Origin of the sequence: Microcystis sp. M061S2 (assembly GCF_020245605.1) — a bacterium.
Lineage (GTDB): Bacteria > Cyanobacteriota > Cyanobacteriia > Cyanobacteriales > Microcystaceae > Microcystis.
Window position 1 is genome coordinate 72,515 of sequence record NZ_JADBUP010000078.1, and the last position, 21,105, is coordinate 93,619.

General features: G+C 43.6%; 22 protein-coding genes and 2 pseudogenes. 9 read left to right on the top strand and 15 right to left on the bottom strand.

All coding sequences use genetic code 11. The features are described 5' to 3' along the window. Positions 1 to 4: 4 nt before the first annotated feature. Positions 5 to 1,345 carry an AAA-like domain-containing protein gene (locus tag IM475_RS14135; RefSeq protein WP_287727984.1) on the bottom strand — a complete coding sequence of 447 codons (1,341 nt, stop codon included), beginning with the start codon at positions 1,343 to 1,345 and terminating at the stop codon, positions 5 to 7. A 145-nt stretch (positions 1,346 to 1,490) separates the two neighbouring features. Here IM475_RS14135 and IM475_RS14140 point away from each other — a divergent pair, with 145 nt between their 5' ends. Further along, positions 1,491 to 1,655, top strand: coding sequence for a hypothetical protein (locus tag IM475_RS14140; protein ID WP_287658669.1), 165 nt, complete (start codon positions 1,491 to 1,493; stop codon positions 1,653 to 1,655). A 192-nt stretch (positions 1,656 to 1,847) separates the two neighbouring features. Here IM475_RS14140 and IM475_RS14145 read toward each other — a convergent pair whose 3' ends face one another. Both IM475_RS14145 and IM475_RS14150 read right to left on the bottom strand, forming a co-directional pair. Beyond that, the gene (locus IM475_RS14145; protein ID WP_287658667.1) at positions 1,848 to 2,660 is read right to left on the bottom strand and encodes a hypothetical protein; all 813 of its coding nucleotides are present in this window, start codon (positions 2,658 to 2,660) and stop codon (positions 1,848 to 1,850) included. 169 nt (positions 2,661 to 2,829) lie between these two features. After that, the gene (locus IM475_RS14150) at positions 2,830 to 3,372 is read right to left on the bottom strand and encodes a peroxiredoxin (RefSeq protein ID WP_024970938.1); all 543 of its coding nucleotides are present in this window, start codon (positions 3,370 to 3,372) and stop codon (positions 2,830 to 2,832) included. A 225-nt stretch (positions 3,373 to 3,597) separates the two neighbouring features. Between IM475_RS14150 and aroA the strand changes: the two genes are divergently transcribed. Beyond that, on the top strand, positions 3,598 to 4,938 hold the full coding sequence (gene aroA / locus IM475_RS14155; RefSeq protein ID WP_287727985.1) for a 3-phosphoshikimate 1-carboxyvinyltransferase: 1,341 nt from the start codon (positions 3,598 to 3,600) through the stop codon (positions 4,936 to 4,938). Positions 4,939 to 5,228: 290 nt separating this feature from the next. After that, on the top strand, positions 5,229 to 6,968 hold the full coding sequence (locus IM475_RS14160; protein WP_287727986.1) for an ABC transporter ATP-binding protein: 1,740 nt from the start codon (positions 5,229 to 5,231) through the stop codon (positions 6,966 to 6,968). 8 nt (positions 6,969 to 6,976) lie between these two features. Here the strand turns inward: IM475_RS14160 and purF are convergent, their stop codons facing one another. The 10 genes from purF to IM475_RS14210 form a co-directional block, all read right to left on the bottom strand. Then, positions 6,977 to 8,440, bottom strand: coding sequence for an amidophosphoribosyltransferase (gene purF, locus IM475_RS14165; protein WP_287658663.1), 1,464 nt, complete (start codon positions 8,438 to 8,440; stop codon positions 6,977 to 6,979). Between the two features lie 137 nt (positions 8,441 to 8,577). Beyond that, on the bottom strand, positions 8,578 to 10,848 hold the full coding sequence (purL, locus tag IM475_RS14170) for a phosphoribosylformylglycinamidine synthase subunit PurL (protein WP_287727987.1): 2,271 nt from the start codon (positions 10,846 to 10,848) through the stop codon (positions 8,578 to 8,580). A gap of 621 nt (positions 10,849 to 11,469) precedes the next feature. Next, on the bottom strand, positions 11,470 to 11,769 hold the full coding sequence (locus IM475_RS14175) for a type II toxin-antitoxin system RelE/ParE family toxin (protein WP_287658661.1): 300 nt from the start codon (positions 11,767 to 11,769) through the stop codon (positions 11,470 to 11,472). Between the two features lie 2 nt (positions 11,770 to 11,771). After that, a complete protein-coding gene (locus IM475_RS14180; RefSeq protein WP_287658660.1) occupies positions 11,772 to 12,032 on the bottom strand; it encodes a ribbon-helix-helix domain-containing protein in 261 nt (86 codons plus the stop codon). A gap of 134 nt (positions 12,033 to 12,166) precedes the next feature. Further along, positions 12,167 to 12,496, bottom strand: a complete 330-nt coding sequence (locus IM475_RS14185; protein ID WP_002737427.1) for a helix-turn-helix domain-containing protein — start codon at positions 12,494 to 12,496, stop codon at positions 12,167 to 12,169. A gap of 30 nt (positions 12,497 to 12,526) precedes the next feature. Then, complete coding sequence (locus IM475_RS14190) at positions 12,527 to 12,877, bottom strand: type II toxin-antitoxin system RelE/ParE family toxin (protein WP_287727988.1); 351 nt, start codon at positions 12,875 to 12,877, stop codon at positions 12,527 to 12,529. Beyond that, positions 12,871 to 13,122: a GUN4 domain-containing protein gene (locus IM475_RS14195; RefSeq protein ID WP_287665292.1), complete on the bottom strand. Its 252-nt coding sequence runs from the start codon at positions 13,120 to 13,122 to the stop codon at positions 12,871 to 12,873. Before IM475_RS14195 ends, IM475_RS14190 begins: the two co-directional genes overlap by 7 nt. Before the next feature lie 189 nt (positions 13,123 to 13,311). Beyond that, complete coding sequence (locus IM475_RS14200) at positions 13,312 to 15,156, bottom strand: SUMF1/EgtB/PvdO family nonheme iron enzyme (protein WP_287727989.1); 1,845 nt, start codon at positions 15,154 to 15,156, stop codon at positions 13,312 to 13,314. 97 nt (positions 15,157 to 15,253) lie between these two features. Then, positions 15,254 to 15,496, bottom strand: a complete 243-nt coding sequence (locus IM475_RS14205; RefSeq protein ID WP_002735126.1) for a type II toxin-antitoxin system HicA family toxin — start codon at positions 15,494 to 15,496, stop codon at positions 15,254 to 15,256. Next, a complete protein-coding gene (locus IM475_RS14210; RefSeq protein WP_002753114.1) occupies positions 15,489 to 15,725 on the bottom strand; it encodes a type II toxin-antitoxin system HicB family antitoxin in 237 nt (78 codons plus the stop codon). The genes IM475_RS14205 and IM475_RS14210 overlap by 8 nt, the downstream gene beginning before the upstream one ends. A gap of 187 nt (positions 15,726 to 15,912) precedes the next feature. Between IM475_RS14210 and IM475_RS14215 the strand changes: the two genes are divergently transcribed. From IM475_RS14215 to IM475_RS14225, 3 genes are all read left to right on the top strand, one after another. Further along, positions 15,913 to 16,560 (top strand): DUF3386 domain-containing protein, encoded by a 648-nt coding sequence (locus IM475_RS14215; RefSeq protein WP_072927656.1) that lies wholly within the window; start codon positions 15,913 to 15,915, stop codon positions 16,558 to 16,560. Between the two features lie 73 nt (positions 16,561 to 16,633). Continuing rightward, positions 16,634 to 16,870, top strand: coding sequence for a NifU family protein (locus tag IM475_RS14220; RefSeq protein ID WP_002779291.1), 237 nt, complete (start codon positions 16,634 to 16,636; stop codon positions 16,868 to 16,870). A gap of 440 nt (positions 16,871 to 17,310) precedes the next feature. Next, positions 17,311 to 18,399, top strand: coding sequence for an isocitrate/isopropylmalate family dehydrogenase (locus IM475_RS14225; protein WP_287660342.1), 1,089 nt, complete (start codon positions 17,311 to 17,313; stop codon positions 18,397 to 18,399). A gap of 131 nt (positions 18,400 to 18,530) precedes the next feature. Here the strand turns inward: IM475_RS14225 and IM475_RS14230 are convergent, their stop codons facing one another. Then, positions 18,531 to 19,034: a hypothetical protein gene (locus IM475_RS14230; protein ID WP_002798683.1), complete on the bottom strand. Its 504-nt coding sequence runs from the start codon at positions 19,032 to 19,034 to the stop codon at positions 18,531 to 18,533. A 290-nt stretch (positions 19,035 to 19,324) separates the two neighbouring features. Between IM475_RS14230 and IM475_RS14235 the strand changes: the two genes are divergently transcribed. Both IM475_RS14235 and IM475_RS14240 read left to right on the top strand, forming a co-directional pair. Next, complete coding sequence (locus IM475_RS14235) at positions 19,325 to 19,639, top strand: hypothetical protein (RefSeq protein WP_002786368.1); 315 nt, start codon at positions 19,325 to 19,327, stop codon at positions 19,637 to 19,639. Between the two features lie 286 nt (positions 19,640 to 19,925). After that, positions 19,926 to 20,321, top strand: coding sequence for a hypothetical protein (locus tag IM475_RS14240; protein WP_287660341.1), 396 nt, complete (start codon positions 19,926 to 19,928; stop codon positions 20,319 to 20,321). 186 nt (positions 20,322 to 20,507) lie between these two features. On the opposite strand, the pseudogene IM475_RS22990 reads toward IM475_RS14240, so the two are convergent. Further along, positions 20,508 to 20,782 (bottom strand): annotated as a pseudogene (locus IM475_RS22990) (hypothetical protein). Positions 20,783 to 20,908: 126 nt separating this feature from the next. Between IM475_RS22990 and IM475_RS14250 the strand changes: the two are divergent. Further along, positions 20,909 to 21,066 (top strand): annotated as a pseudogene (locus IM475_RS14250) (ISKra4 family transposase); the annotation flags it as partial. Between the last annotated feature and the right edge of the window lie 39 nt (positions 21,067 to 21,105).

Here is a 21,105-nt window from a genome sequence, read left to right on the forward strand (position 1 = left end):
TCTACTAGAGATCGCTGCTGGTCTGTTCCTCTCGGAAGTAAAGTTGATATAATTGACAGCTAGGCTGGGCTAGGTCGCCTTTTAACTGAATTAAACCCATACTTTCCAGTTTATAGGCAGTAATCGGTTCTAATCGCGCTCCCTTATCGGAAGAATTAACCACTTCCCCCATCGCTGTTAATAATTCCGGCTGTTTTTGCAGATTATCCCAGTGATGACGCAGGTGTGCCGCATAAATTCCCCCTTGGGTAGCAGCATTAGGGAGAATATTTTTTTCCCCACGCACCCGCGCTTCCAGGGCCAAACGGCTAAGATAGGGATGACCAGCGACTAGAGCAATTAAATCGCCAAGAAAACGCTGATTATCGTCATTTTTAGGCAATCCGTAGCTAATAGCCAAGTTTTCCAGTTGTTCGAGGCTAAAACCGGGTAATTTAATCGCGCGACCGACATTAAAGGGAGATTGATTAGCGTCCAATTGAATATAGATTTCCGTGGAATTAGCAATCGCTAACCGCAAATTCTGCCAGATTTCTAAATTATTAGCTTCTTCGTGCCAACAGCGCAAAAGCGGCAGAAAATCCCTAGCGATGTCGGGATACTCGAAAATTCTGTCTAAATTATCTAGGGCCAAAAAGAGCGGCCCGTTAATCTGTTCCAAAAGATAGGACTGAAAATAGGTTTGACAACTGATTAAACTGCCAAATAGTTCCTCATCCCAATATTCATCTAATTGCGGCTTTAAACCCAATTCTCGGCTGACATTTGCCGAAAACCAGCGACAAAATCGGTCTAAACTGGCAAACATCGCCTTTTCTGCCACTTGACAATTAATATAAACTGTGCTGTGTCCCCAACTATCTGCCTGAGCGAGCAGATGTTTAAGGAGAGAAGTTTTACCAGTCTTTTCGGGGGATTTAATGCGAATGAGTGACCCCGGACGATTAATTTCTTGATAACAGTCGCTTTCGACGGGAGGGCGGCTAATATAACTATCTATAACTGATTTTTCTGCTAGTATCGGGACGGGTTGATTTCTCCATTCAGGATATTTGATATCTTTGAACCATTCCCGGAGGATTTGGAACTTACCCGGCCCTTTACTACCTAATTCTAGTTCGGGACAACCATTATCTTTATCTGCCGAGAAATAGCTATAGATTTTAGTCATTTGTTTTTTATAGGTTTCATGGCTGGCGGCCTCGGCCATTTCCCAAATTTCCTCATCCGGTTTGCGCCAATTTTCGTAGGCAAAACGAACTAAAAAAATTTCCTTTAATTTGCCTTGAACACCGTATTCTCTAGCTAGATGTTTGAGAAACTCGTCCCATCCCTGTGGTTTCATCCGGTTCTACTTTATTCTACTTATATTCCCTTTTTTTCCATGTTAACCCCTTTTTCCCTCTTGGCAATGGGACTGACATCCGAGAGGAAAAACCCTATGGTAAAAATAGGTCAATTACCTGATGGTGTCTAAGGGAGTAAAAGCCATGAAAATCTCGTTAACCTTGTTTGTCGTGGTCTCCTTGCTGTTAGGTTCAATTCCTCACACTTTAGCGGTTAATAGTCAAGATAACCATTTTGACCATTCCTCTTGGCCGCTAAGTTTACAAAACCGTGACTGTAAGGGTGATAAGGACGATAATTGCAATTAGTCCTGATTATCTCGGTTAAGGTTGTTAATCTATATCCCCCACCGATGAAAAAATCGTGGTCGGGATTTTTTTTATCGAAAATTTTGGTTTTAAAATCCCGACTTTTAAGGATGGCTTTGTCATTTTATTTTTTCATGTTTCTGAACGATGGAATTGTTATTTGTCGTCGATACCATAGACGGGAAGAGTTGCTTACAGATATAGCCAAGGCATAGTTTGGCGAGTCAAGACACGAATTGCGTATTTCAACTGTTCGGAACGACTATTATAGTCTTTTCCCCCAAAATGTCCCGCAATACCAGAAAATTTCGGTTCAACGGGAAACCTTTTACAAACATTAGCCGATTGTGATGCTAAATTAATAGCTTGATAATATTGATGTTCACTGTAAAAACACCCCTGCTGATGATTTTTGTGCATCGGCTGCAGGTAGCTTTCATAAAAGCATTTGCTAAAGACAAGAAAACGAGTATCCGCATAGGAAGGATTATTTTGTTTGTTCTGTAATTGTTGCCAAATCGGCCATTTAAAATCACATAAACACTCAAAGGGACTTTTAACCCTCTCTAAAATATCGGTCATATTGAGAAGGTAAATTCTCCCAGTTATCTTGGCAATATAAGAAGACTCTTTGACCAGTGCTGATTTTAAAATTCCCTGCTCTATTAATAGGGTTTCGCCGTAACCTTTGCCAAAATTACGAGGAAAATCATTGGCATCTAGTGAAATAAATTCAATTTGTTTGTTATGGGGATTTTCTTGAGTCGTTTCCTGCAATCGATCAAGAGGCCAACCAGAATTTTCCACAAATAGTATTTTTTTGATACGAGGATGAAAATTAATATAATACTTCAGGGAATTATAGTAATCTTCCTGTCTTTGATCGGGAACATTTGGATAGGCTTTCGGCATACCTTTAATATTAATTGTTGCTGTTAAAAGTAAAACTAATTCCTGCTCTATATTTAACCAACCAGCTTGAAAACTTGTTCGTGATCCATTCATAAGCTATTGTCTGTATTGATTGTCTAATTATTGAACCATTTGTTCAGAGTGTGCTGCCATTATCTAGAAAATGAGGATTGATTGAACGACTATAGATAATGCAAACCGTAGTTAGCTTATCATCGTAACTAACCGACCAGAATAATTTCTAGATTCAAGACCAATTATCTCAAGAAGTCGCCTGTAATTCCTCTAAACGTGCTAAAACTTCGGCGCTGTGAATGGCAGGATTTACCCCTAAATAAATCTCTTTTAAAATCCCCTGCGGATCGATAAGATAGGTATGACGCAGGGAAACATAACCCATCCAAGAACCATAGGCTTTACTAACATCTCCGGTAGTATCTGCCAGTAAGGGAAATTTTAACCCCTCCGAGTCACAAAATTCCGCATGAGAATCGACATCATCGGCACTTACCCCTAAAACTTGCGTATTTTTAGCCATATATTTCGGCAAATCCTGCTGAAAACGCCGCGCTTCTAGGGTACAGCCGGGGGTAAAATCCTTGGGATAAAAATACAAAACCACCCATTTACCCCGATAGTCCGATAGGGAAATATTCCCTTCTCCCGTGTTAGTCGGTAGGGTAAAATCGGGTGCCGGTTGATTTAAAGGGGGTTGGGGGCCACCCAAAGCGTTAGCATCGGGAATAAGGGCAAAAAATGCCAGAATTACTGCAATTAAAAAACTCAACAGTTGACGACGAGACATAATCAGTTATCAGTTATCAGTTATCAGTTATCAGTTATCAGTTTCTTGGTGTGATAAGTTTAACCTAATACGGGAGCGATCGATCTTTGTGTCCTTTCCCTCGTTCCTGTCACACTGGGAAAATCAACTGTCACTCTAGCTTAATATTCTTTACATAACTTGACAAGGAAAGGGCGAGGTAAAGGGGGAAAATAGATCGAGCTTGTCTTCATCTGCCTAACGATCATGTCTATTGTCACCCTTAACCCCCTTCAATCCCATCAAGATTTAGTCATCGATCCAGCCAAAATCACGGGATTACGGGGAAAAATCACCATCCCAGGCGATAAATCTATATCCCATCGCTCCCTGATGTTAGGAGCGATCGCCGAAGGAGAAACCGTTATTCATGGGTTATTATTGGGCGAAGATCCCTGCAGTACCGCTAGTTGTTTTCGTGCCATGGGTGTGGAAATTTCCCAACTCAACAGCGAGAAAGTGATCGTTAAAGGTAGGGGTTTAGGCAATCTCGAGGAACCCTTAGAAATCCTCGACGCGGGCAATTCCGGCACGACGATCCGCTTAATGTTAGGATTATTGGCCGGTCATCGGGACCGTTTTTTTGTCGTTACCGGTGATGCTTCCCTGCGATCGCGTCCCATGTCCAGGGTGGTGAAACCCCTAAAAGAAATGGGGGCGCAAATTTGGGGCAGAAAAGCCAATTCTTTGGCTCCTTTAGCCGTTTCTGGGCAATCTCTGCAACCGATCCACTACTATTCTCCCGTCGCTTCTGCACAGGTGAAATCCTGTCTTCTCCTCGCTGGACTGTTAACGGAGGGGAAAACCACGATCACGGAACCCGCTTTATCTCGCGATCACAGTGAACGGATGCTGCGCGCTTTTGGGGCAAATATTGAGGTGGATGGGGAGACTAATAGCGTCACGGTGACGGGTTATCCCACTTTAACTGGACAAACGGTGATTGTACCGGGGGATATCAGTTCGGCGGCCTTTTGGTTGGTAGCGGGAGCAATTGTGCCTAATTCCGAGTTATTAATCGAAAATGTGGGAATAAACCCGACTAGAACCGGAGTTTTACAGGTTTTACAGGCAATGGGAGCAGATATCACCCTCGAAAATCAACGGGTGGTGACGGGGGAACCGGTGGCGGATCTGCGGGTGAAATCCAGTCCACTACAGGCAACCACGATCGCTGGTGAGATTATACCCCGTCTGATCGATGAAATTCCGATTTTGGCAGTAGCGGCGGTTTTTGCCCAAGGAACGACAATTATCAAGGATGCCGAGGAACTACGGGTGAAGGAAAGCGATCGCCTGACGGTGATGGCCACCCAACTCGATCGCCTAGGGGCAAAAGTAAGGGAATTACCCGATGGTTTAGAGATTACCGGCGGTACGGGCCTATTCGGCACGGAAGTGGACAGTTTTACCGATCATCGCATTGCCATGAGTCTAGCGATCGCTGCCCTCAATTCCCGTCAACCCACCACTATCCATCGCGCTGAAGCGGCTGGCATTTCCTACCCCGATTTTGTTAGCACCTTACAGCAAATTTGTCAAGAGTAGAAATATTAAGTTTTTCTGCGAGTGGGCGAGGAGTCACTGGTACAATTGCAGGATAAATCACAGAGTAGTGGGCCACCTGTGTGATAATCGAGTTCATCGATCGAAATAGCGGAAAATATAGCGGTGTGCAGTCGTATTAGGTACAGTGTCACAAGCTATAAACCATGCTAGGCAAAGCTTGGTCTGTATCTCACTCAAGCGCTTACCGCTATAGAAGCGTCCCTCATTCAAATTTCCCTGAAAAATATCTCCCTATCTACCCCACTCCCGTCTTCTATTCCCCACCGATAATGGAAATCATCGCCCAATTAGAGAAAGTTTCCTATATTTATCCCGAATCCTCCAATCTAGTGCTTAAAAATATCTCTTTAGCAATTCATCGAGGAGAATTTTTAGGTATTATCGGGCCCACAGGTGCAGGAAAAACTACTCTCTGTTTAACTCTTAACGGTATTGTCCCCCAATTTTACGGAGGGCGTTTTTTTGGTTATGCAACGGTAGCCGGTTTAGATACTTTAACCCATCCCGTTAGCACCTTGGCCCGCTATGTGGGGGCAGTATTTGAAGATCCCGAAACGCAACTTTTAGCCACTTCGATAGAAAATGAAATCGCTTTTACCTTAGAAAATTTACGGCTACCGCGAGAGGAAATTAAAGCGCGCATTCCCAAAGTTTTAGCGGCAGTGCGGTTAGAGGGAATGGAAAAAAAATCGCCGGGGGAATTATCAGGAGGACAAAAACAACGATTAGCGATCGCCGCTGCTCTCGCAGTTCAGCCCGCTTTGTTAATTCTCGATGAACCCACCTCCCAACTGGATCCGGTGGGATCCCAGGAAGTTTTCGCCACCATTAAGGAGTTAAATCGCCATCTCGGTGTCACGATTGTGATGGTCTCCCACGCGGCCGAGGAAATGGCCGAATATGCCGATCGCCTGGTACTATTAAGGGAGGGTGCGATCGAAGCCATGGGAACCCCGGCAGAGATCTACTCCCAAGTACAACGTTTACAGGAAAATGCCCTGCGTCCCCCGCAGGTGGCCACTACTTTTGCCTTGATCGAGCAGAAAATCGGGGTGGTCGCAACGCGCTCGCTACGCGAGATCGAGTCGATTCCTGTCACCCTAGACCGAGGTTTTGCCCGTTTAAACGAGCTTAAATCCTTTTACCATCAAATAACACCAAACCCTCCCTTATCATCGGTTTCTGACCCCTTAAACCCCCTACTGAGCGTTAAAAATCTCTGCCATACCTATCCTGATGGTACTACCGCTTTGCGGGATGTGTCCCTCGATATTGCCGAAGGGGAATATCTGCTGATTATCGGTCAAAATGGCGCAGGAAAAAGCACTTTAGTCAAGCATTTTCTCAATCTTCTCTCGGCAACCACCGGTCAAGTTATGATTGACGGACGTTCGATCACTAGCTTTTCTGTTAGTGATTTAGCCCGTTCGATCGGTTATGTAGCCCAAAATCCCGATAATCAGATTTTTAACACCACTGTCGAGAAAGAAGTATCATTTGCCCTGACTAATCTCGGTTATCCTCCAGAAATCGTCACCCAACGCACGAAAGCAAGTCTAGAAGCCATGGGATTGCTAGAATATCGCTCCTATCATCCTCTCTCCTTACCGAAAGGCGATCGAGCGCGGGTAGTGATTGCGGCAATTTTAGCCATGGAACCGCGTATAGTTGTGTTTGATGAACCCACCACCGGCCAAGATTACCAAGGAGCTAAGGCAATTTTAGAGGTGAGTCGTCAATTACACCAGATGGGCAAAACGGTGATTGTGATTACCCATCACCTCTATTTAATGCCAGAATACGCCGAAAGAGTAATTATTATGGGTCAAGGAACTATCCTTTTAGATGCCCCAATCCGGCAAGCTTATCATCAAACCGATCTCTTAGCCAAAACCTATCTAACTCCACCCCAAGCAGTTTTATTAGCACAAAAATTAGGACAACTTTCCGGTTATCCTAATTTCCTTTTAACTCCCCAAGAAATTGCCGATTGTTTTCAGAGGATTTAGCTGTGAGGCTATTTAACTGTTTCTAAAATCAACTTTGATCGCTTAACATTATCGGGTACAGGAATCGGATAATCGCCATTAAAACAGGCAGTACAGAAGGTTTTCGGATCTTCTTTCGTTGCTGTTAACATCCCATCGTGACTGAGATAAGCTAAACTATCCACCCCGATTTGTGCCTGAATTTGCGCCACCGATTTAGTTGCCGCAATTAATTGCTCTTGGTTGTCCGTATCAATACCATAAAAACAAGGATGAGTCACCGGAGGAGAAGATATTCTCATGTGAACTTCTCTTGCTCCGGCATCGCGTAAAGCTTTAACTAATTTCCGGCTAGTGGTTCCCCGCACGATCGAATCATCAACAATAATAACTCTTTTTCCCTGTAAAACATCCTTTAAAGGATTCAATTTCATCTTAATCCCCGACTCTCTCATGTGTTGGGTTGGTTGAATAAAAGTCCGTCCCACATAACGATTTTTAATCAATCCTTCCGCGTAGGGAATATCAGAAATGCGCGAAAATCCGATCGCCGCTGGAATACCCGAATCGGGAACTCCCATCACCATATCTGCTTCTACCGGCGACTCTTTGGCTAATTGTTCCCCCAAACGTACCCGATAAGTATATAAAGATTCCTCGTGAACAATGCTATCGGGACGAGCAAAATAAATCATCTCGAAAACGCATAATTTTTTCTCCGGTTTCATGGCCCAATCCACCGAAGATAAGCCATCTTCACTAATCCAAACTAATTCCCCCGGCTGCACATCCCGCAGATAATCGGCCCCAATAATATCTAATCCGCAGGTTTCCGAAGCTAAAACATAACGAGGGGGATTGCCTTCTTCTTGCAAAACCCCAATTACTAAGGGTCTGACACCATTGGGATCCCGCGCCCCGATAATTCCCGTCGGTGTGCCGATAACAAGGCTATAAGCCCCGCTACAATAGCTAAAGGCATCGATCGCCGCTTGTATCCAATCCTTGCCACTATCCACTTCCTGGCCGATAGCGACGGCGATCATTTCCGAGTCGGTGGTGGTGACGAGATCGCAACCGCGCTTTTCTAATACATTTCTTAACTCAAAAGTATTGACTAAATTGCCGTTATGTGCTAGGGAAAGTTTACCTAAACGGCTTTCGATCACAGCAGGTTGGGCATTGGCCCGACGGCTAGAACCGGTGGTAGAGTAACGAGTATGACCGACGGCGTGAGTACCGGGCAAGGTTTTAAGGACAGTTTCGCTAAAAACTTGGGAAACTAAGCCCATTTCTTTGTAACAATGCACCGTTTCCCCGTCGTAGGTGGCAATACCTGCCGATTCCTGTCCTCGGTGTTGCAGGGCATAGAGTCCGAAGTAGGTCAGTTTTGCTACTTCTTCCTCGGGGGCATAGAGTCCAAAAACTCCACAGGCTTCTTCAGGCTTATCGACACTGGCAAAAGATACAGATGAGTCGGGATGGCTAGACATGGGAGGGTTGGGGCTGCAGAATACTTTGGTAACAAAATCTTAACCGATCTTAATCTTCTTTTAACGATTTATTTATGAGCTATCAGCCTTTATTTACCGATATAATCGGCCATCTTATCTAGCTGACGGCCTCAAGATTACAGTCTTCTTTCGATCGCTTTTGACCAAACTTGCTGTACAGTTTCTAGACTAACATCGATCGCCGGTTGTTTATTCTGGTCAAGAATTAAAAGATTATCGCTTTTTTCGCTAACTTTGCCGGTTATTTGCCAATAGTCTCCCAATTGTGTCTTTAGATATTCTTCCCAATCTTGCTGATTTTCGGGGGAAACGGAGACGATAATGCAACTAGCTAATTCCCCGAATAACACCGCGTCAAAACGGCCTTGATGCTGCCAAGAAAGGTCAATTTCTGCCCCTAATTGGCCACTAATACAGCATTCTGCCAGAGCAGTGGCTAAACCCCCCTCCGCGCAATCGTGGGCAGATTTCACCCAACCGGCGCGAATTCCCCGACGACAGGCCGCTTGTACCTTTCTTTCTAACTCAAAATCAATTACCGGCGGTTTTCCCGTCACCAAACCGTGAATAACGGCTAAATACTCCGATGCGCCGATAGTTGGCAAGGAAAAACCCAAAATATAGATTAAATCCCCCGCTTTTTGCCAACCTTGGCCGCAAATTTGCCCGATATCCGGCACTAATCCCACCATACCAATCACGGGAGTCGGATAAATAGACTGGGGGCTGCCAGCTGCATCAACGGTTTCGTTGTACAAAGAGACATTACCCCCAGTTACTGGTGTATTCATTTCCCGACAAGCTTCGGCAATACCCTGACAAGCAGTGGCTAATTGCCAATAACCGATTGAATTCTCTGGACTTCCGAAATTGAGATTATCCGTGACAGCAATGGGATCAGCACCAACACAGCTAAGGTTTCTGGCCGCTTCGGCCACGGCCAACTTAGCTCCGTTATAGGGATCAAGATAAACGTATCGCGGATTACAATCTGTAGTCGCCGCTACACCTCGCCGAGAATTTGCGGGATTAGCACCCAGAGGACGCACGCGAATCACGGCCGCATCGGCTCCCCCGGGGAGAATAACAGTGTTATTCTGGACTTGATGATCATATTGACGATAAACCCAGCGTTTTGAGGCAATCGAGGGACTATCCAGCAGTTTTAATAAAATCTCGTTATGGGATTCGGGAATAGGAATAGTAGCATCTTCCCATAATTGAGCTTTTTGGGCGTATTCTGGCGGTTCTGTTAGTAATTCCCGATGATAAATCGGAGTATTATCCGCTAGGGCCGTGGCAGGAATTTCGGCGGCAATTTCCCCTTTAAATAATATACGGACGATCGGTTCTGCAATTACCTGGCCGGCGACCACAGCCTGAAGTCCCCAACGATGAAAAATCTCGATTAATTCGCCTTCTCGTCCCGATGCTGCCACAAATAACATTCTTTCTTGGGATTCCGATAGCAGATATTCGTAGGGGACCATCCCAGTTTCCCGGACGGGGATTTTATCGAGGTCTAATTCAATTCCCACCCCTCCCTTGGCCGCCATCTCGGAGGTAGAACAGGTGATCCCGGCAGCCCCCATATCCTGGGCCGCCACCACCGCACCGGTCTTAAATGCCTCTAAACAAGCTTCTATCAGGGATTTTTCCAGAAAAGGGTCGCCCACTTGCACTGCGGGCCGGTCATCCATAGATTTATCGGTTAATTCGGCGCTGGCAAAACTCGCCCCTCCCATACCGTCGCGGCCGGTGGTAGAACCAACGTATAAAACCGGGTTTCCCAGGCCTTTTGCCCCGGATTTGACGATTTCCTCGGTTTCCATTAGCCCTAAAGCCATGGCATTAACTAGGGGATTGCCATTGTAGGCATTATCAAAGTATATCTCACCGCCCACCGTGGGAACGCCGACACTATTGCCATAATGACTTATTCCCTCCACGACTCCGGCAAAAATGCGACGATTGCGGGCATCTTGCAAGTTACCAAAACGGAGGGAGTTGAGGATAGCAATGGGCCGAGCCCCCATGGTAAAAATATCGCGCAGGATGCCTCCGACTCCAGTAGCGGCACCTTGGAACGGTTCCACCGCAGAAGGATGATTATGGGACTCGATTTTAAAGGCTAATCGCAATCCATCGCCTAAATCCACTACGCCGGCATTTTCCCCCGGTCCAACGAGAATTTTTTCGCCGGTGGTGGGGAATTGTTTGAGCAGCGGCCGGGAGTTTTTATAACAGCAGTGTTCCGACCACATCACGCCAAACATTCCTAATTCGGCTTTGTTGGGGTGTCTTCCCAGTCTTTTGACTATTTCTTCGTATTCTTCGGGTTTGATGCCTTCTGAGGCAATTTCTGCGGCAGTGAAGGGGGTAGTCATGGGACAATGCGATCGAGGGACAAGATTTATTGTATAACGTCTGATGAGATCGAGTTACACTGCTTAGTAAAGGACAAAAAAGTTAAAAGGTTTGCGCTAGTAAAGTTAAGCTAAAGACATAAGTAGGTAGGCGTTAAAAGTTGTCAGCTCACCCCCTTATCAAGGGGGGATTAAGGGGGAATCGAACCTAAAATTCATTTTTAACTTAATTATAACCAGCTACTTAAGCAAGTCAGAGAGTATTGGGATAAGTGGCAGCAGCAAGGATTATTTTTCTTTCAACTGCCCAAATATTCCTCTGAAATGAATCTTATTTAAATTGAATGGCATCAATTAAAAACTCATGAACTGGCAGGTCAAATTTTTCCCGATGAGTACGATTTAGCGCTCACTGTTAAACAAGGGATCGAAGCTCGCGCTCAAAAAGGAGGATACGAAACTCACTGTTTTAAGTTTAATTCTGCCTAGCTACTTAAGTCTTCAAAAATGTTTCCCGAAATAATAGTATATTCTGTCATAATCATTTATCTCCTTTTTGGTATTTATTGTTGCTCTTTTGCGATCTCCTGTGCTTTTTTCAGTCGTTCTTTTTCTCCTACAGGTAATTGCATCATTCAACCTTTATTTGATCTCAGAGAATAAAGCATCTAAATCTTGACGACCATTAACAATTCTTAAAATTTCCACCGTTTCATTAATTACTCGATAGAAAATAATATATCCATCTAAAGGTAAACCTCTCAAGGATGGTTTAATATGACTATAGCTGCGTCCTAACTTGGGAAATTGTACTAATTGTTGACACTTTTCGTAAAATTTTCTGAATAGTTTTTCACCTGCTTCAATATTTACTACTAAAAAATAATCGGCAATCTTGTTTAAATCTTGACTGGCTGAAGGCGCAATAATATAACGAGTCATAATTATTTTTGTTGCGCTTTTTTAAATTTTTCGAGTATATCATTTATGACTTTTTCTCCATCTAATCCCTCTCCATTATCTAATTCTGCTATGGCAACGTCAATTTTTTGACGAGTTTCTTCTACCCATTGTAAGTAATCTTCATCGAGGATTTCTAGCAAGTAAAAAGCGGTATCTATGACTTGTTCTGAATTATTAAATCTGCCACTTTTTAACTGTTTTTGGATAAATTGTTCTTGATTGGGTTTTAGTTGAATATTCATGATGACTTTTGTAAGGTTAAGGGTTAAGTCGAGTGTCCTGTTTTATTTTACTACAAGGATTAGCTAAAATAGGTTAGTTGAGGTGCGTTACATTAACATTAACGCACCTTACGAGATCGGCGATTGCGCTTAGATTAGGATTGATTTCGATACATGACCTGGATACTTAAACTAGAGTTTGCTAAGGCTTGGGGAGTTACTAAGATTTCTATCTTCTGACCTAATGCTACTAGAAAGTCAAACATCTGCTCAAGAGAAAATTTTTGCAATCTGCCATTTTTTAAGTTAGAAATTTTAGCCTCGTCAATCCCCAAAATTTGACTGACCTCCTGCTCGCTTAATTCTTGTTCAGTAATCAGATCGTAAATCACTGAAGCCAGCTTGACTTTAGCGAGTTTTTCTTCTGCATTAGCAAAGCCTAAGTCTTCAAAAATGTTTCCCGAACTAATAGTATATTCTGTCATAATCATTTATCTCCTTTTTGTTATTTATTGTTACTCTTTTGCGATCTCCTGTGCTTTTTTTAGGCGTTCTTTGATTAGATTAACATTTTGTTTTGGTGTTTTAATCCCCGATTTTGATTTTTTCTGAAAGGCATGGAGAATAAAAATAGCATTGCTTAGTTTGATGGCATAAACTGTTCTATAGGTATCGGTTTGATAATCGCTGACTATTTCAAAAACACCATTAAAGCCCTTTAAGGCTTTGATGTTAGGATGATTCTGATTGTTCTGAACACGATAAAGAATATAGCCAACTTCATCAATAACCTCTTCAGGAAATTCTAATAGCTCCTTTTTTGATGCTCCAATCCAGATAACAGTTTTCAGTTGTTTATCTACCATTTTTTTGAAAAAATGTGAAAAATACAAATAAGGAAATGAGCTTTGGGAGCATTCTTGTTAAAGATTAGGTCAGAGTAAGACAAGCAATTTTCTCCTTTTTTCCAGCCGATGTGATCGCCGAACTTTTTCCACACTTCACTATTATATTCTCTCGTGTCACGGAGACTCTCATAGATTTCTTTCTGGACGCTGAAGCCAAATTTGCCGTTACTGTAGTGCGGACAACATGAAGTGCTAAAGCGCAACTACGAACCTTAACTCAAACTACAAATTATCCTAAATCCCTTGAGTAACCCACAGAAAACCGGTTTCTCCGAGAAACCCGTTTTCTACTCATGCTACCTCAATTTTCTCAAAAAAAAAATCGACCCGCCGCTAGGCGGGAAAAAGAGAAAAAGAGAAAAAGGGTAAAAAGGGTAAAAAGGGTAAAAGGATTACAGAGTCCTCCCAGCACCGCACACCACCCGAAAACCGTCGACGTTGCTGTAGCCGTCGCGGACATAGTTGCTGCGGTAAGCAGAACGGCAGAAAAAGGGATCGCAGCACCAAGAACCGCCCCGCAGTCTTGGATAATCATGCTCATCTGTCAGCCAAGCACTGCCATCCGTCGGCGCTCCGATATAGTTATAGGCCGAATTGTCTTCGCACCACTCGAAAACATTGCCAATCATGTCATACAGTCCCCAAGCATTGGGCTTTTTCTGGCCCACAGGATGAGTTTTAGCCTGAGAATTTCCTTTATGCCAAGCGTAATCTCCTAACTGATTAGCATCATCACCGAAATAATAGCGAGTAGTAGTTCCCGCACGACAAGCATATTCCCATTCCGCTTCTGTCGGTAGGCGATAGGTTTTCCCGGTTATTTGACTCAATTTCTGACAAAAGGCTTGAGCATCGTTCCAACTAACCTTTTCTACCGGATTTTGGGGATTGTTTTGAAACTTAGAGGGATTGGTTCCCATTACCGCTTCATATTGTGCCTGAGTGACTGGATATTTACCAATCGCAAAACTGTTGACTTTAACTTGGTGTGGAGGCTTTTTAGATTCATAGTCAGGAGATCCCATGAGAAATTGACCTGCTGGTAAGCTCACCATCTCTAGTGTTATCCCATTGGGTAGGTTTTCGGTAAATGAAGTTTTATTGTCTAGGGGTGTCTCTGGTTGAGCAGATTTAGATGGAATCATCCAATCTGATGGAGAAGAAGGAGTTTTATTGCCTAGTAATGTCCCCAGTTTAGGAGGGGGAGGAATAGGAGAATCACCGACGACGGAGGTGATAAAATTCCCGACTCTCTCGATTACATGGTTGTTGATGCGTTGAATGGCGGTTTCCAGTTCGATTTCCTCGTCGGGGATTTCCACGTCTGTCCATTGCCATCCTTCCTGCTCGGCTCGCTCTAATGCGATCGCTAAACGGCCGCGCTTTTCTTCGCTGGTGACGAGGAAATTGAGCAAACTAGCCGATAGATTCTCGTTTTTGCGGAAAGATACGGCCGATTCGGAACTAAGAATGTTCTGGACGAGGGATTCCACTTCGCTGACACTGCGGGAAAGTTCCCCGTCAATGGTCACTACTCGATCGATTAAGCCTTGAAACTGCCCGATAATTGGTTTTAGGTATTGTTCTAGATTAATGGCTACTTTGGCCATTTCGATCGCTTCTTTTTCCAGACTATCTAACTCCAGCTGCAACTGATACACTTGTTTGTACCCGTTCAACTCGCCGATCATTTTCGAGAAAACCTGTTTTTGTGTATCCTGATCTTCAGCTAATTTCTGGATACTTTCGCTGATTAGGTCGATTTTCTTGAGCATGAGCAAGCTGGCGCGACCAACAAGAATCACAGTGCGGAAAATCTGCTGTTTCTGTAGTCTCAGGGTATCTCGCAGGTCGGCCGAGCCGATGCTATTCTCCAAAGATTGGCGTTTTCGCTCTGTTTCTGCCAATTTCTGGCATTTAACCGCCACTGCCTCCTTGATTTCCTCGGTCAGTGACTGGAAAAACCGCCGGTATTCATCCTTATGGTCGGTGAGAAATCTGATTAACTGGTTATAGTCCTTGACTAATCTTTCCAATTCTTGAAAAGTTTCCTCGAAATTGAGGGGTTCTTCTTTTTTCCTCAATCCTAGCCATGTATTGCGGACCCGTTTTCCGGTTTTAATCAGTTGCTGTCTTTCTTGAATCTGATCCTGCAAAACCAATAAATCGGGGCGATTTAGTTGGGGAAGTTGATAGGTTTTCCGATAAAGCTTGATTTTCGCTGTTTCTTCTGCCATCGCCTTGGTCGCTGAGGGTGAGTTTTTTCTATTTTAGCCCGATTTTTTGATCATCAAATACTATCGGGATACGCCCGGAGCAACTACCTAACTTTTTCTATAAGTCATAGAAGTAAGGATAAAGCTCTGATTCTGGAATATATTGACTTGCTTGCCTAAAAATAGCGTAACAGGTTCCAGGATCAAGTTGCCGATGATTGGGAATAGTTAAAGTCTCCTTTCTCTCCGAGATGACACGACGCAATTTTATGTGACTTCCTCGTTGACTATGAATAGTAAAACCAAATCGATCAAGAATTTTGATAATGTCTTTGCCGGATAGTTGTTTCAGCTTAGGCATATTCTGGCTGTAACTCAAATATAATCTGTAGAGAAGGTTTGGCAACTAGACCGAACTCCCTGGGGTCTTCTCCCTCTAAATGCAGTAAAATGGCTTCTTGGAGATTATTAACCACCTCATCTAAGGTATTTCCCTGGGTGACAATCGAAATTTCCACGCATTCACCTACATATCCTTGTTGTTCACCAGAACGAATAATTGCGGTAACTTTTGGACTTAATTTTGTCATAATTGCTCATGTTTATTTTTTGCTTATTTAGATTTATGGCAATCGAGCAAGGGACTGGTCATTGACCCATTCTAACTGACTTTTCCCTAAGCTGTGGAATTCATCTAGTTTTCTAGAAATCTCGGCCAGAGGCGAAAAAATCAGCGACAATGATATAAATGGAGTTATCAACACAAGTAAAGCGATTATGACTGTAGCCACGACGAACGCCCGAGATATTTTCCGCTCCGCCTACGAAAACCGTTACACTTGGGATGAAGGATTCCCCGGTTACACTGCTGATATTATCCTCACCCAAGGAGAGGAAGTCCATACGGGCAAAATTCAAGTTAATGCCGATTATAGTGTGGAAGTAACGGGCATTGATGACGAGAAAGTGCAAGAAAGTATCTATAATCAAATGCGCGACATCGTTACTCACCGTAAAAGAGGCAATTTTGAGGCTTCCCACGGCAAAAACCAGTTTAATTTCGGGCAAGATGATCCCACCGGTGCAGTAGAAATTCTTGTCACCGGCGATGCGATGGGGTCTAATTATAAGGTCCGCGGCCAGGAAATCTGTCAAGTCAGTCGAGTCATGGGACCGATGGCTTTTACTATTAATACCGAGGAAAGTCTCGATACGGGAGAAGGTTATATTTCTATTCGCTATAATGCCATTTTCCGCAATGCTAAAACCGATGAATTAAAGGGAAAACGTGACTTTAAGGAAACCTACGAAAAAATCGGTAATTATTATTTACCCTCCTGTCAAGTGATTAACGCAATCGACGCGGGGGGCGAAAAATCCACCACAGAATTTACTTTTATCAATCTGCAGCTTTTAGAATCTTAAGGGTTATCCCCGCCCAAAAAGCGTTAGGATCGAAGTAACTACACTGTAATAAATCTCTGACCAGAAGCTGATTATGTCTTTAACACTGACTCCTGATAACGTCGAACAAGTTTTAGATGAAATGCGCCCCTACCTGATGGCGGATGGTGGTAACGTGGAATTAGTCGAAATCGACGGGCCAGTCGTCAAACTGCGTCTTCAAGGTGCTTGCGGTTCCTGTCCCAGTTCCACCATGACCCTAAAAATGGGCATCGAACGTCGTCTCCGGGAAGTGATTCCCGAAATTGCCGAAGTTGAACAAGCTTTCTAAATCTTGGGTTAATTAATTGGCTCTTCTAGGTTCTGTGTGATGAGTTTAACTTACAATATGATCGATCGATCTTTGTGTCCTTTGTGTCTTTGTGGTTCGTTCCACCCCCTCGCTAGGAGGAATGTATCTTAGAATACATTTTACCCACCAAACCTGGGAGAGCCATTAATTCTCACCACTGCCCGATTGCTAATTTAATTAGCGATCGGGCATAATATTAATTAGGGTTTAAGGCAAGAGGCACTCATGCAAGAGGCACTTATGCAAAAGGGAGAATAAATAATCGGTTTTTAATAACCAGATTTGGTATTATATATCTTTTTCTGCAAGATTGATAAAATTACAGAATTAATTAAGGTAAAAAGTATCTTTTTTAGCCAATTAACCAGCCAATTAAGCATTAACATATACTCGAAAATTTTTATTAAAACTCAAAAATTATGACTGAAAATATCCCCACCATTGTGGTCATGCACGGCGACCAAACTGGAGAAGAACTATTACTAGAAGCCCTGAGAGTATTGCAACCCTCGATAATTCGTCAATCGCTTAACTTTGCCGATTTTGATCTTAGTTTAGCCCAACGTCGCCAGAGTAACAATCAAGTGGTTCATGAGGCCGCCGAAGCGACTCTAAAAACCGGATTAGCTCTCAAAGCTGCCACCATTACCCCAGAAATTAAAGGAGATGTGGGCAGTCCTAACGCTATTTTAAGAGAAGCAATGAATTCTCAGGTAATTCTCCGCATCGGTCGCCGTATCCCCGGCATTCGTCCGATTGGGGGCGTTTATTCTCCCATTGCCATTGTCCGCATGGCCGTTGATGATGCCTACGGGGCCAAAGAATGGCGAGAAACCACTGCCACCGGCGATGAAATTGCCTATCGCACCTCGCGCATTTCTAGAGCTACCAGTCGCGCCGTGGCCGAGTTTACCTTTCAACAGGCCAAAAAAACCGGGGCGCGGGTATTTGGCGGCCCAAAATTCACCGTTAGTGCCACCTACGAAGGGATGTTTAAAGAGGAATTAGACGCGGCGGCCCGAAGACATCCGGAAGTGCGTTATCAACCCCTGTTAATTGATGCAACTTTTGCCCTACTTTTACAAACCGACGGCGAAGCTTTGGTGATTCCGGCACTTAATCGCGATGGCGATTTATTATCGGATTTTGTCTTGCAACTCTATGGCAGTATTGCCGGGGCCGAAAGTTTAGTTTTGGGATTTGATGAGGAGACCTTAGCGGTTAAAACTATTATGGCAGAAGCTCCCCACGGCACGGCCCCGGCTTTAGAGGGCAAAAATATCGCTAATCCCATGGCGATGATTTTAGCCTCGGCAGCTTTGTTAGGTTATATCGAAACTAGCGAAGCGCGTAAAGCTTCTAGGGCAATTTATGAAAGTGTCTTTGAAACTATTCACGAGGGCAAAAAAACCCCCGATTTAGGGGGCCAAATGACCATGAGTGAGTTTACCGATGAGGTGATTCGTCGCGTGGTCAGTAAGTTAGAAGTTTGGTCTGCTTTGGGGTAAGCTGCCGGCACATCTAAACACCGGTTAAGACTGGACTAGGGAAGGGGGAAAAAGCCGTAAGATTGCCTATTCCCTAATACCGAAAGCTTCTTACCTCACTATTCAGATAACCGCGATATTGCCGCTAATAGTTAAGCTAACTTAAAGGCATCTCGCCAACACCAGCGCAACAGGGTAAAAGCGATTAAACCTTTAACCACTTCTAGAAACCAGTAACCAATCTGCAAGGACATCATTTCTCCCGACATTCCCGACGCGGTAACGGGAGCCAGTAAACCCATGGCGCTCAGATTGGGAGTGAGAAAATAGGTGTAAATTAGGGTGATTACTAAGAGAACACCGGCGAATAGGAGCGATCGATGTTCGGGGAGATGGATTAAGGTATGATAGCGGTGGAAGACAACAAAGCTACACAGCACAATCGCCGCACAAACTAATTCCAGATGGTTAAAAATGCCAAATAACAAGTAACCGGCACTGGCAAAGCCATTTTGTGTCATCATGCCAGCTACGGATAAGCTGGGGATAATGATTAAATCGATGACGAAACTGGCACTTAACCAGAAACCAAGAACAACCATGGCTAAGGTTGTCCAATTAAACCAAGACCAATAACGCTCAACAAAAGTTTTCATTAGGCTTGCTCCTCCTTGCCTTTCTAACTTAATTGTAAAGAGCGTTCGCCGAAATTTTGGCCAGTTTTTTGGTAATTCTTAGCAATTCTTAGCAATTCTTATAATATCAACTTAGTTTTCCGGAAGGGCAACCAAACAATACCGCTCTTACCTCTAGATTTGGCTACCCGCTCGGCGCAGAATTGTAAAGATTTATCAACAAGTGTTTATAAAAACCTTTAAATATTGACCAAGCTGACAATTATAGACTTACCCTAAAACAATAACTGACTATCTACGGGTTTACTGTTATGGATAAGGATTTTCGTAACTATCGCATGGTTTGCACCCTCACCTTCGGAGATATTTACGGACAAATAATCGTTTGGTTAATCGTTATTTTTCTTACTCTGGCTTCCACTCTAGCTCTTTGGAGTAGCACTAGACAAATTTTCGCCCTCGCTACCGTGGGGTTAGTCGTCGTCCTCTCTTTGCCTTTTTTACTCTTTGCTTTCGTTACTACCCTCCTCAATCATATTGAATTCGTTCCCATCGAAGCGGAAACCAACATTCGTCGTGGTCCTGTTCCAGGAGTTAGCGGTAGCCGTGTACCCGCGGCCGGCTAAATCCGACCAAATCCCTAATAAATAATCTAGAGACGTTGTCAGCAACGTCTCTAGCAGTTTTTGCCATTGTTTGCGTCGGGGTTTCTCATCCTTGATTTTTGTTAATTTTTGTAAATTTAACTTGTTTTTAAAACCTTTCTCTGGTAGGGATTATCCAGAGAAAAATAGATGAAAATTTGAGGCAAATCACCAAGACAATAATCTTGTTTGCTGCCTGATCCCGGTCAATGATAAATTTTAAAATACTTAGTCTTTTACATTTTCCCAACTCTCGGAGTGATCCCCGATGTTAAAAAATCTCTTTGGTGGCAAAAAATCTGACTTTTACCTAGAACTAAAAGAAACCGATGGTGAACAAAAAGCGACAGCAACCACGGCAGCAGCCCCACCTGTTGTGGAAGCGCCCGCCCCTGCTGTCGAGTCTGCTCCCGCCCCTGTAGCTGAGAAAAAAAACAAAAAAACTTCTGTTAAGAAAGAAAAGCAAGCAAAAGAAACTCCCGCCGCTCCTGTGAGCGCACCGACACCCTTAGCCGCTACTAACGGTAAAGTAGAGCCGCAAGAAGTGGAATTTGCGACAAAATACTTGATTACTCCTAGTATGTCTCGCCGTCGCCCCGGTCCAAGTTTGAATGGTTTCAAAGACATGGCGCGCAAGGCGAAATTACCTGCTAACCGCGGCTAAATCCCCCCGGATTGCTTTCTCAAAAAAAAAAGGAGAGCTTTCTTTGACTCTCCTTTTTCATCAGGGTGCATCTACTGACTCAAGTGTAGCAGAGAGTTTTTTTGGGGTTGGTTATTTAGGTTACTCCCTAGAGTATTTTGGGGATAATTATTACCTGTCTTCTTGGGTAATTTTTAAAACCTAGGACTAGATCGAACTGAGCGAAGCGGTGATCACCACTACCCCGATCTGTTTCCAGTTTTTCAGTTCCCCGACTTTTTCGGCGAGAGCGGTGGTTTTCCCCGTCGCGTTCTCTATAACTTTAACTCGATCTGCTTGCAGCTTAAACCCTCTATCTTTGCGTCTAGGGTTCGGATATCGCCTTTAATTCCCGACTGCCCTAACTCTAAATTCTTCTGTCCGTTTTCCATGCTGGTTAGTCGGTTTTCGATCGCCTTCTGTCCGTTGGCAATAGGGAGCATCTCACTTATGCCATGAGTATTAATGCTTGTAGCTGTTAAAAACTATAAAACCTCGAACCTGATCAGAAAGAGAAATGAGATTATAGTAATTATAACTTACGATTCAAAATATATCTCGATGGCAGCAACAATCCAAATAACTTGGGAGAAATAGAGGAGACTGTCAGAGATTTAATGATCTAGTGTGTTAACCCAGAACTCGGTATTTTTTTATCAAAATAAGTATAGAAGAAACCGCCAGTCGGACGAAAAGAGTAAAAAGTATTTTGGGTGAATTACCAATTATGGTTATTTTTAAGGGGATTTCCGGTTCTTCGTTTTGT

Coding starts and splice junctions, on each gene's coding strand:
- IM475_RS14135 (WP_287727984.1), bottom strand. CDS start 1,345: ATGAAACCACAGGGATGGGACGAGTTTCTCAAACATCTAGCTAGAGAA.
- IM475_RS14140 (WP_287658669.1), top strand. CDS start 1,491: ATGAAAATCTCGTTAACCTTGTTTGTCGTGGTCTCCTTGCTGTTAGGT.
- IM475_RS14145 (WP_287658667.1), bottom strand. CDS start 2,660: ATGAATGGATCACGAACAAGTTTTCAAGCTGGTTGGTTAAATATAGAG.
- IM475_RS14150 (WP_024970938.1), bottom strand. CDS start 3,372: ATGTCTCGTCGTCAACTGTTGAGTTTTTTAATTGCAGTAATTCTGGCA.
- aroA (WP_287727985.1), top strand. CDS start 3,598: ATGTCTATTGTCACCCTTAACCCCCTTCAATCCCATCAAGATTTAGTC.
- IM475_RS14160 (WP_287727986.1), top strand. CDS start 5,229: ATGGAAATCATCGCCCAATTAGAGAAAGTTTCCTATATTTATCCCGAA.
- purF (WP_287658663.1), bottom strand. CDS start 8,440: ATGTCTAGCCATCCCGACTCATCTGTATCTTTTGCCAGTGTCGATAAG.
- purL (WP_287727987.1), bottom strand. CDS start 10,848: ATGACTACCCCCTTCACTGCCGCAGAAATTGCCTCAGAAGGCATCAAA.
- IM475_RS14175 (WP_287658661.1), bottom strand. CDS start 11,769: ATGACTCGTTATATTATTGCGCCTTCAGCCAGTCAAGATTTAAACAAG.
- IM475_RS14180 (WP_287658660.1), bottom strand. CDS start 12,032: ATGAATATTCAACTAAAACCCAATCAAGAACAATTTATCCAAAAACAG.
- IM475_RS14185 (WP_002737427.1), bottom strand. CDS start 12,496: ATGACAGAATATACTATTAGTTCGGGAAACATTTTTGAAGACTTAGGC.
- IM475_RS14190 (WP_287727988.1), bottom strand. CDS start 12,877: ATGGTAGATAAACAACTGAAAACTGTTATCTGGATTGGAGCATCAAAA.
- IM475_RS14200 (WP_287727989.1), bottom strand. CDS start 15,156: ATGGCAGAAGAAACAGCGAAAATCAAGCTTTATCGGAAAACCTATCAA.
- IM475_RS14205 (WP_002735126.1), bottom strand. CDS start 15,496: ATGCCTAAGCTGAAACAACTATCCGGCAAAGACATTATCAAAATTCTT.
- IM475_RS14210 (WP_002753114.1), bottom strand. CDS start 15,725: ATGACAAAATTAAGTCCAAAAGTTACCGCAATTATTCGTTCTGGTGAA.
- IM475_RS14215 (WP_072927656.1), top strand. CDS start 15,913: ATGACTGTAGCCACGACGAACGCCCGAGATATTTTCCGCTCCGCCTAC.
- IM475_RS14220 (WP_002779291.1), top strand. CDS start 16,634: ATGTCTTTAACACTGACTCCTGATAACGTCGAACAAGTTTTAGATGAA.
- IM475_RS14225 (WP_287660342.1), top strand. CDS start 17,311: ATGACTGAAAATATCCCCACCATTGTGGTCATGCACGGCGACCAAACT.
- IM475_RS14230 (WP_002798683.1), bottom strand. CDS start 19,034: ATGAAAACTTTTGTTGAGCGTTATTGGTCTTGGTTTAATTGGACAACC.
- IM475_RS14235 (WP_002786368.1), top strand. CDS start 19,325: ATGGATAAGGATTTTCGTAACTATCGCATGGTTTGCACCCTCACCTTC.
- IM475_RS14240 (WP_287660341.1), top strand. CDS start 19,926: ATGTTAAAAAATCTCTTTGGTGGCAAAAAATCTGACTTTTACCTAGAA.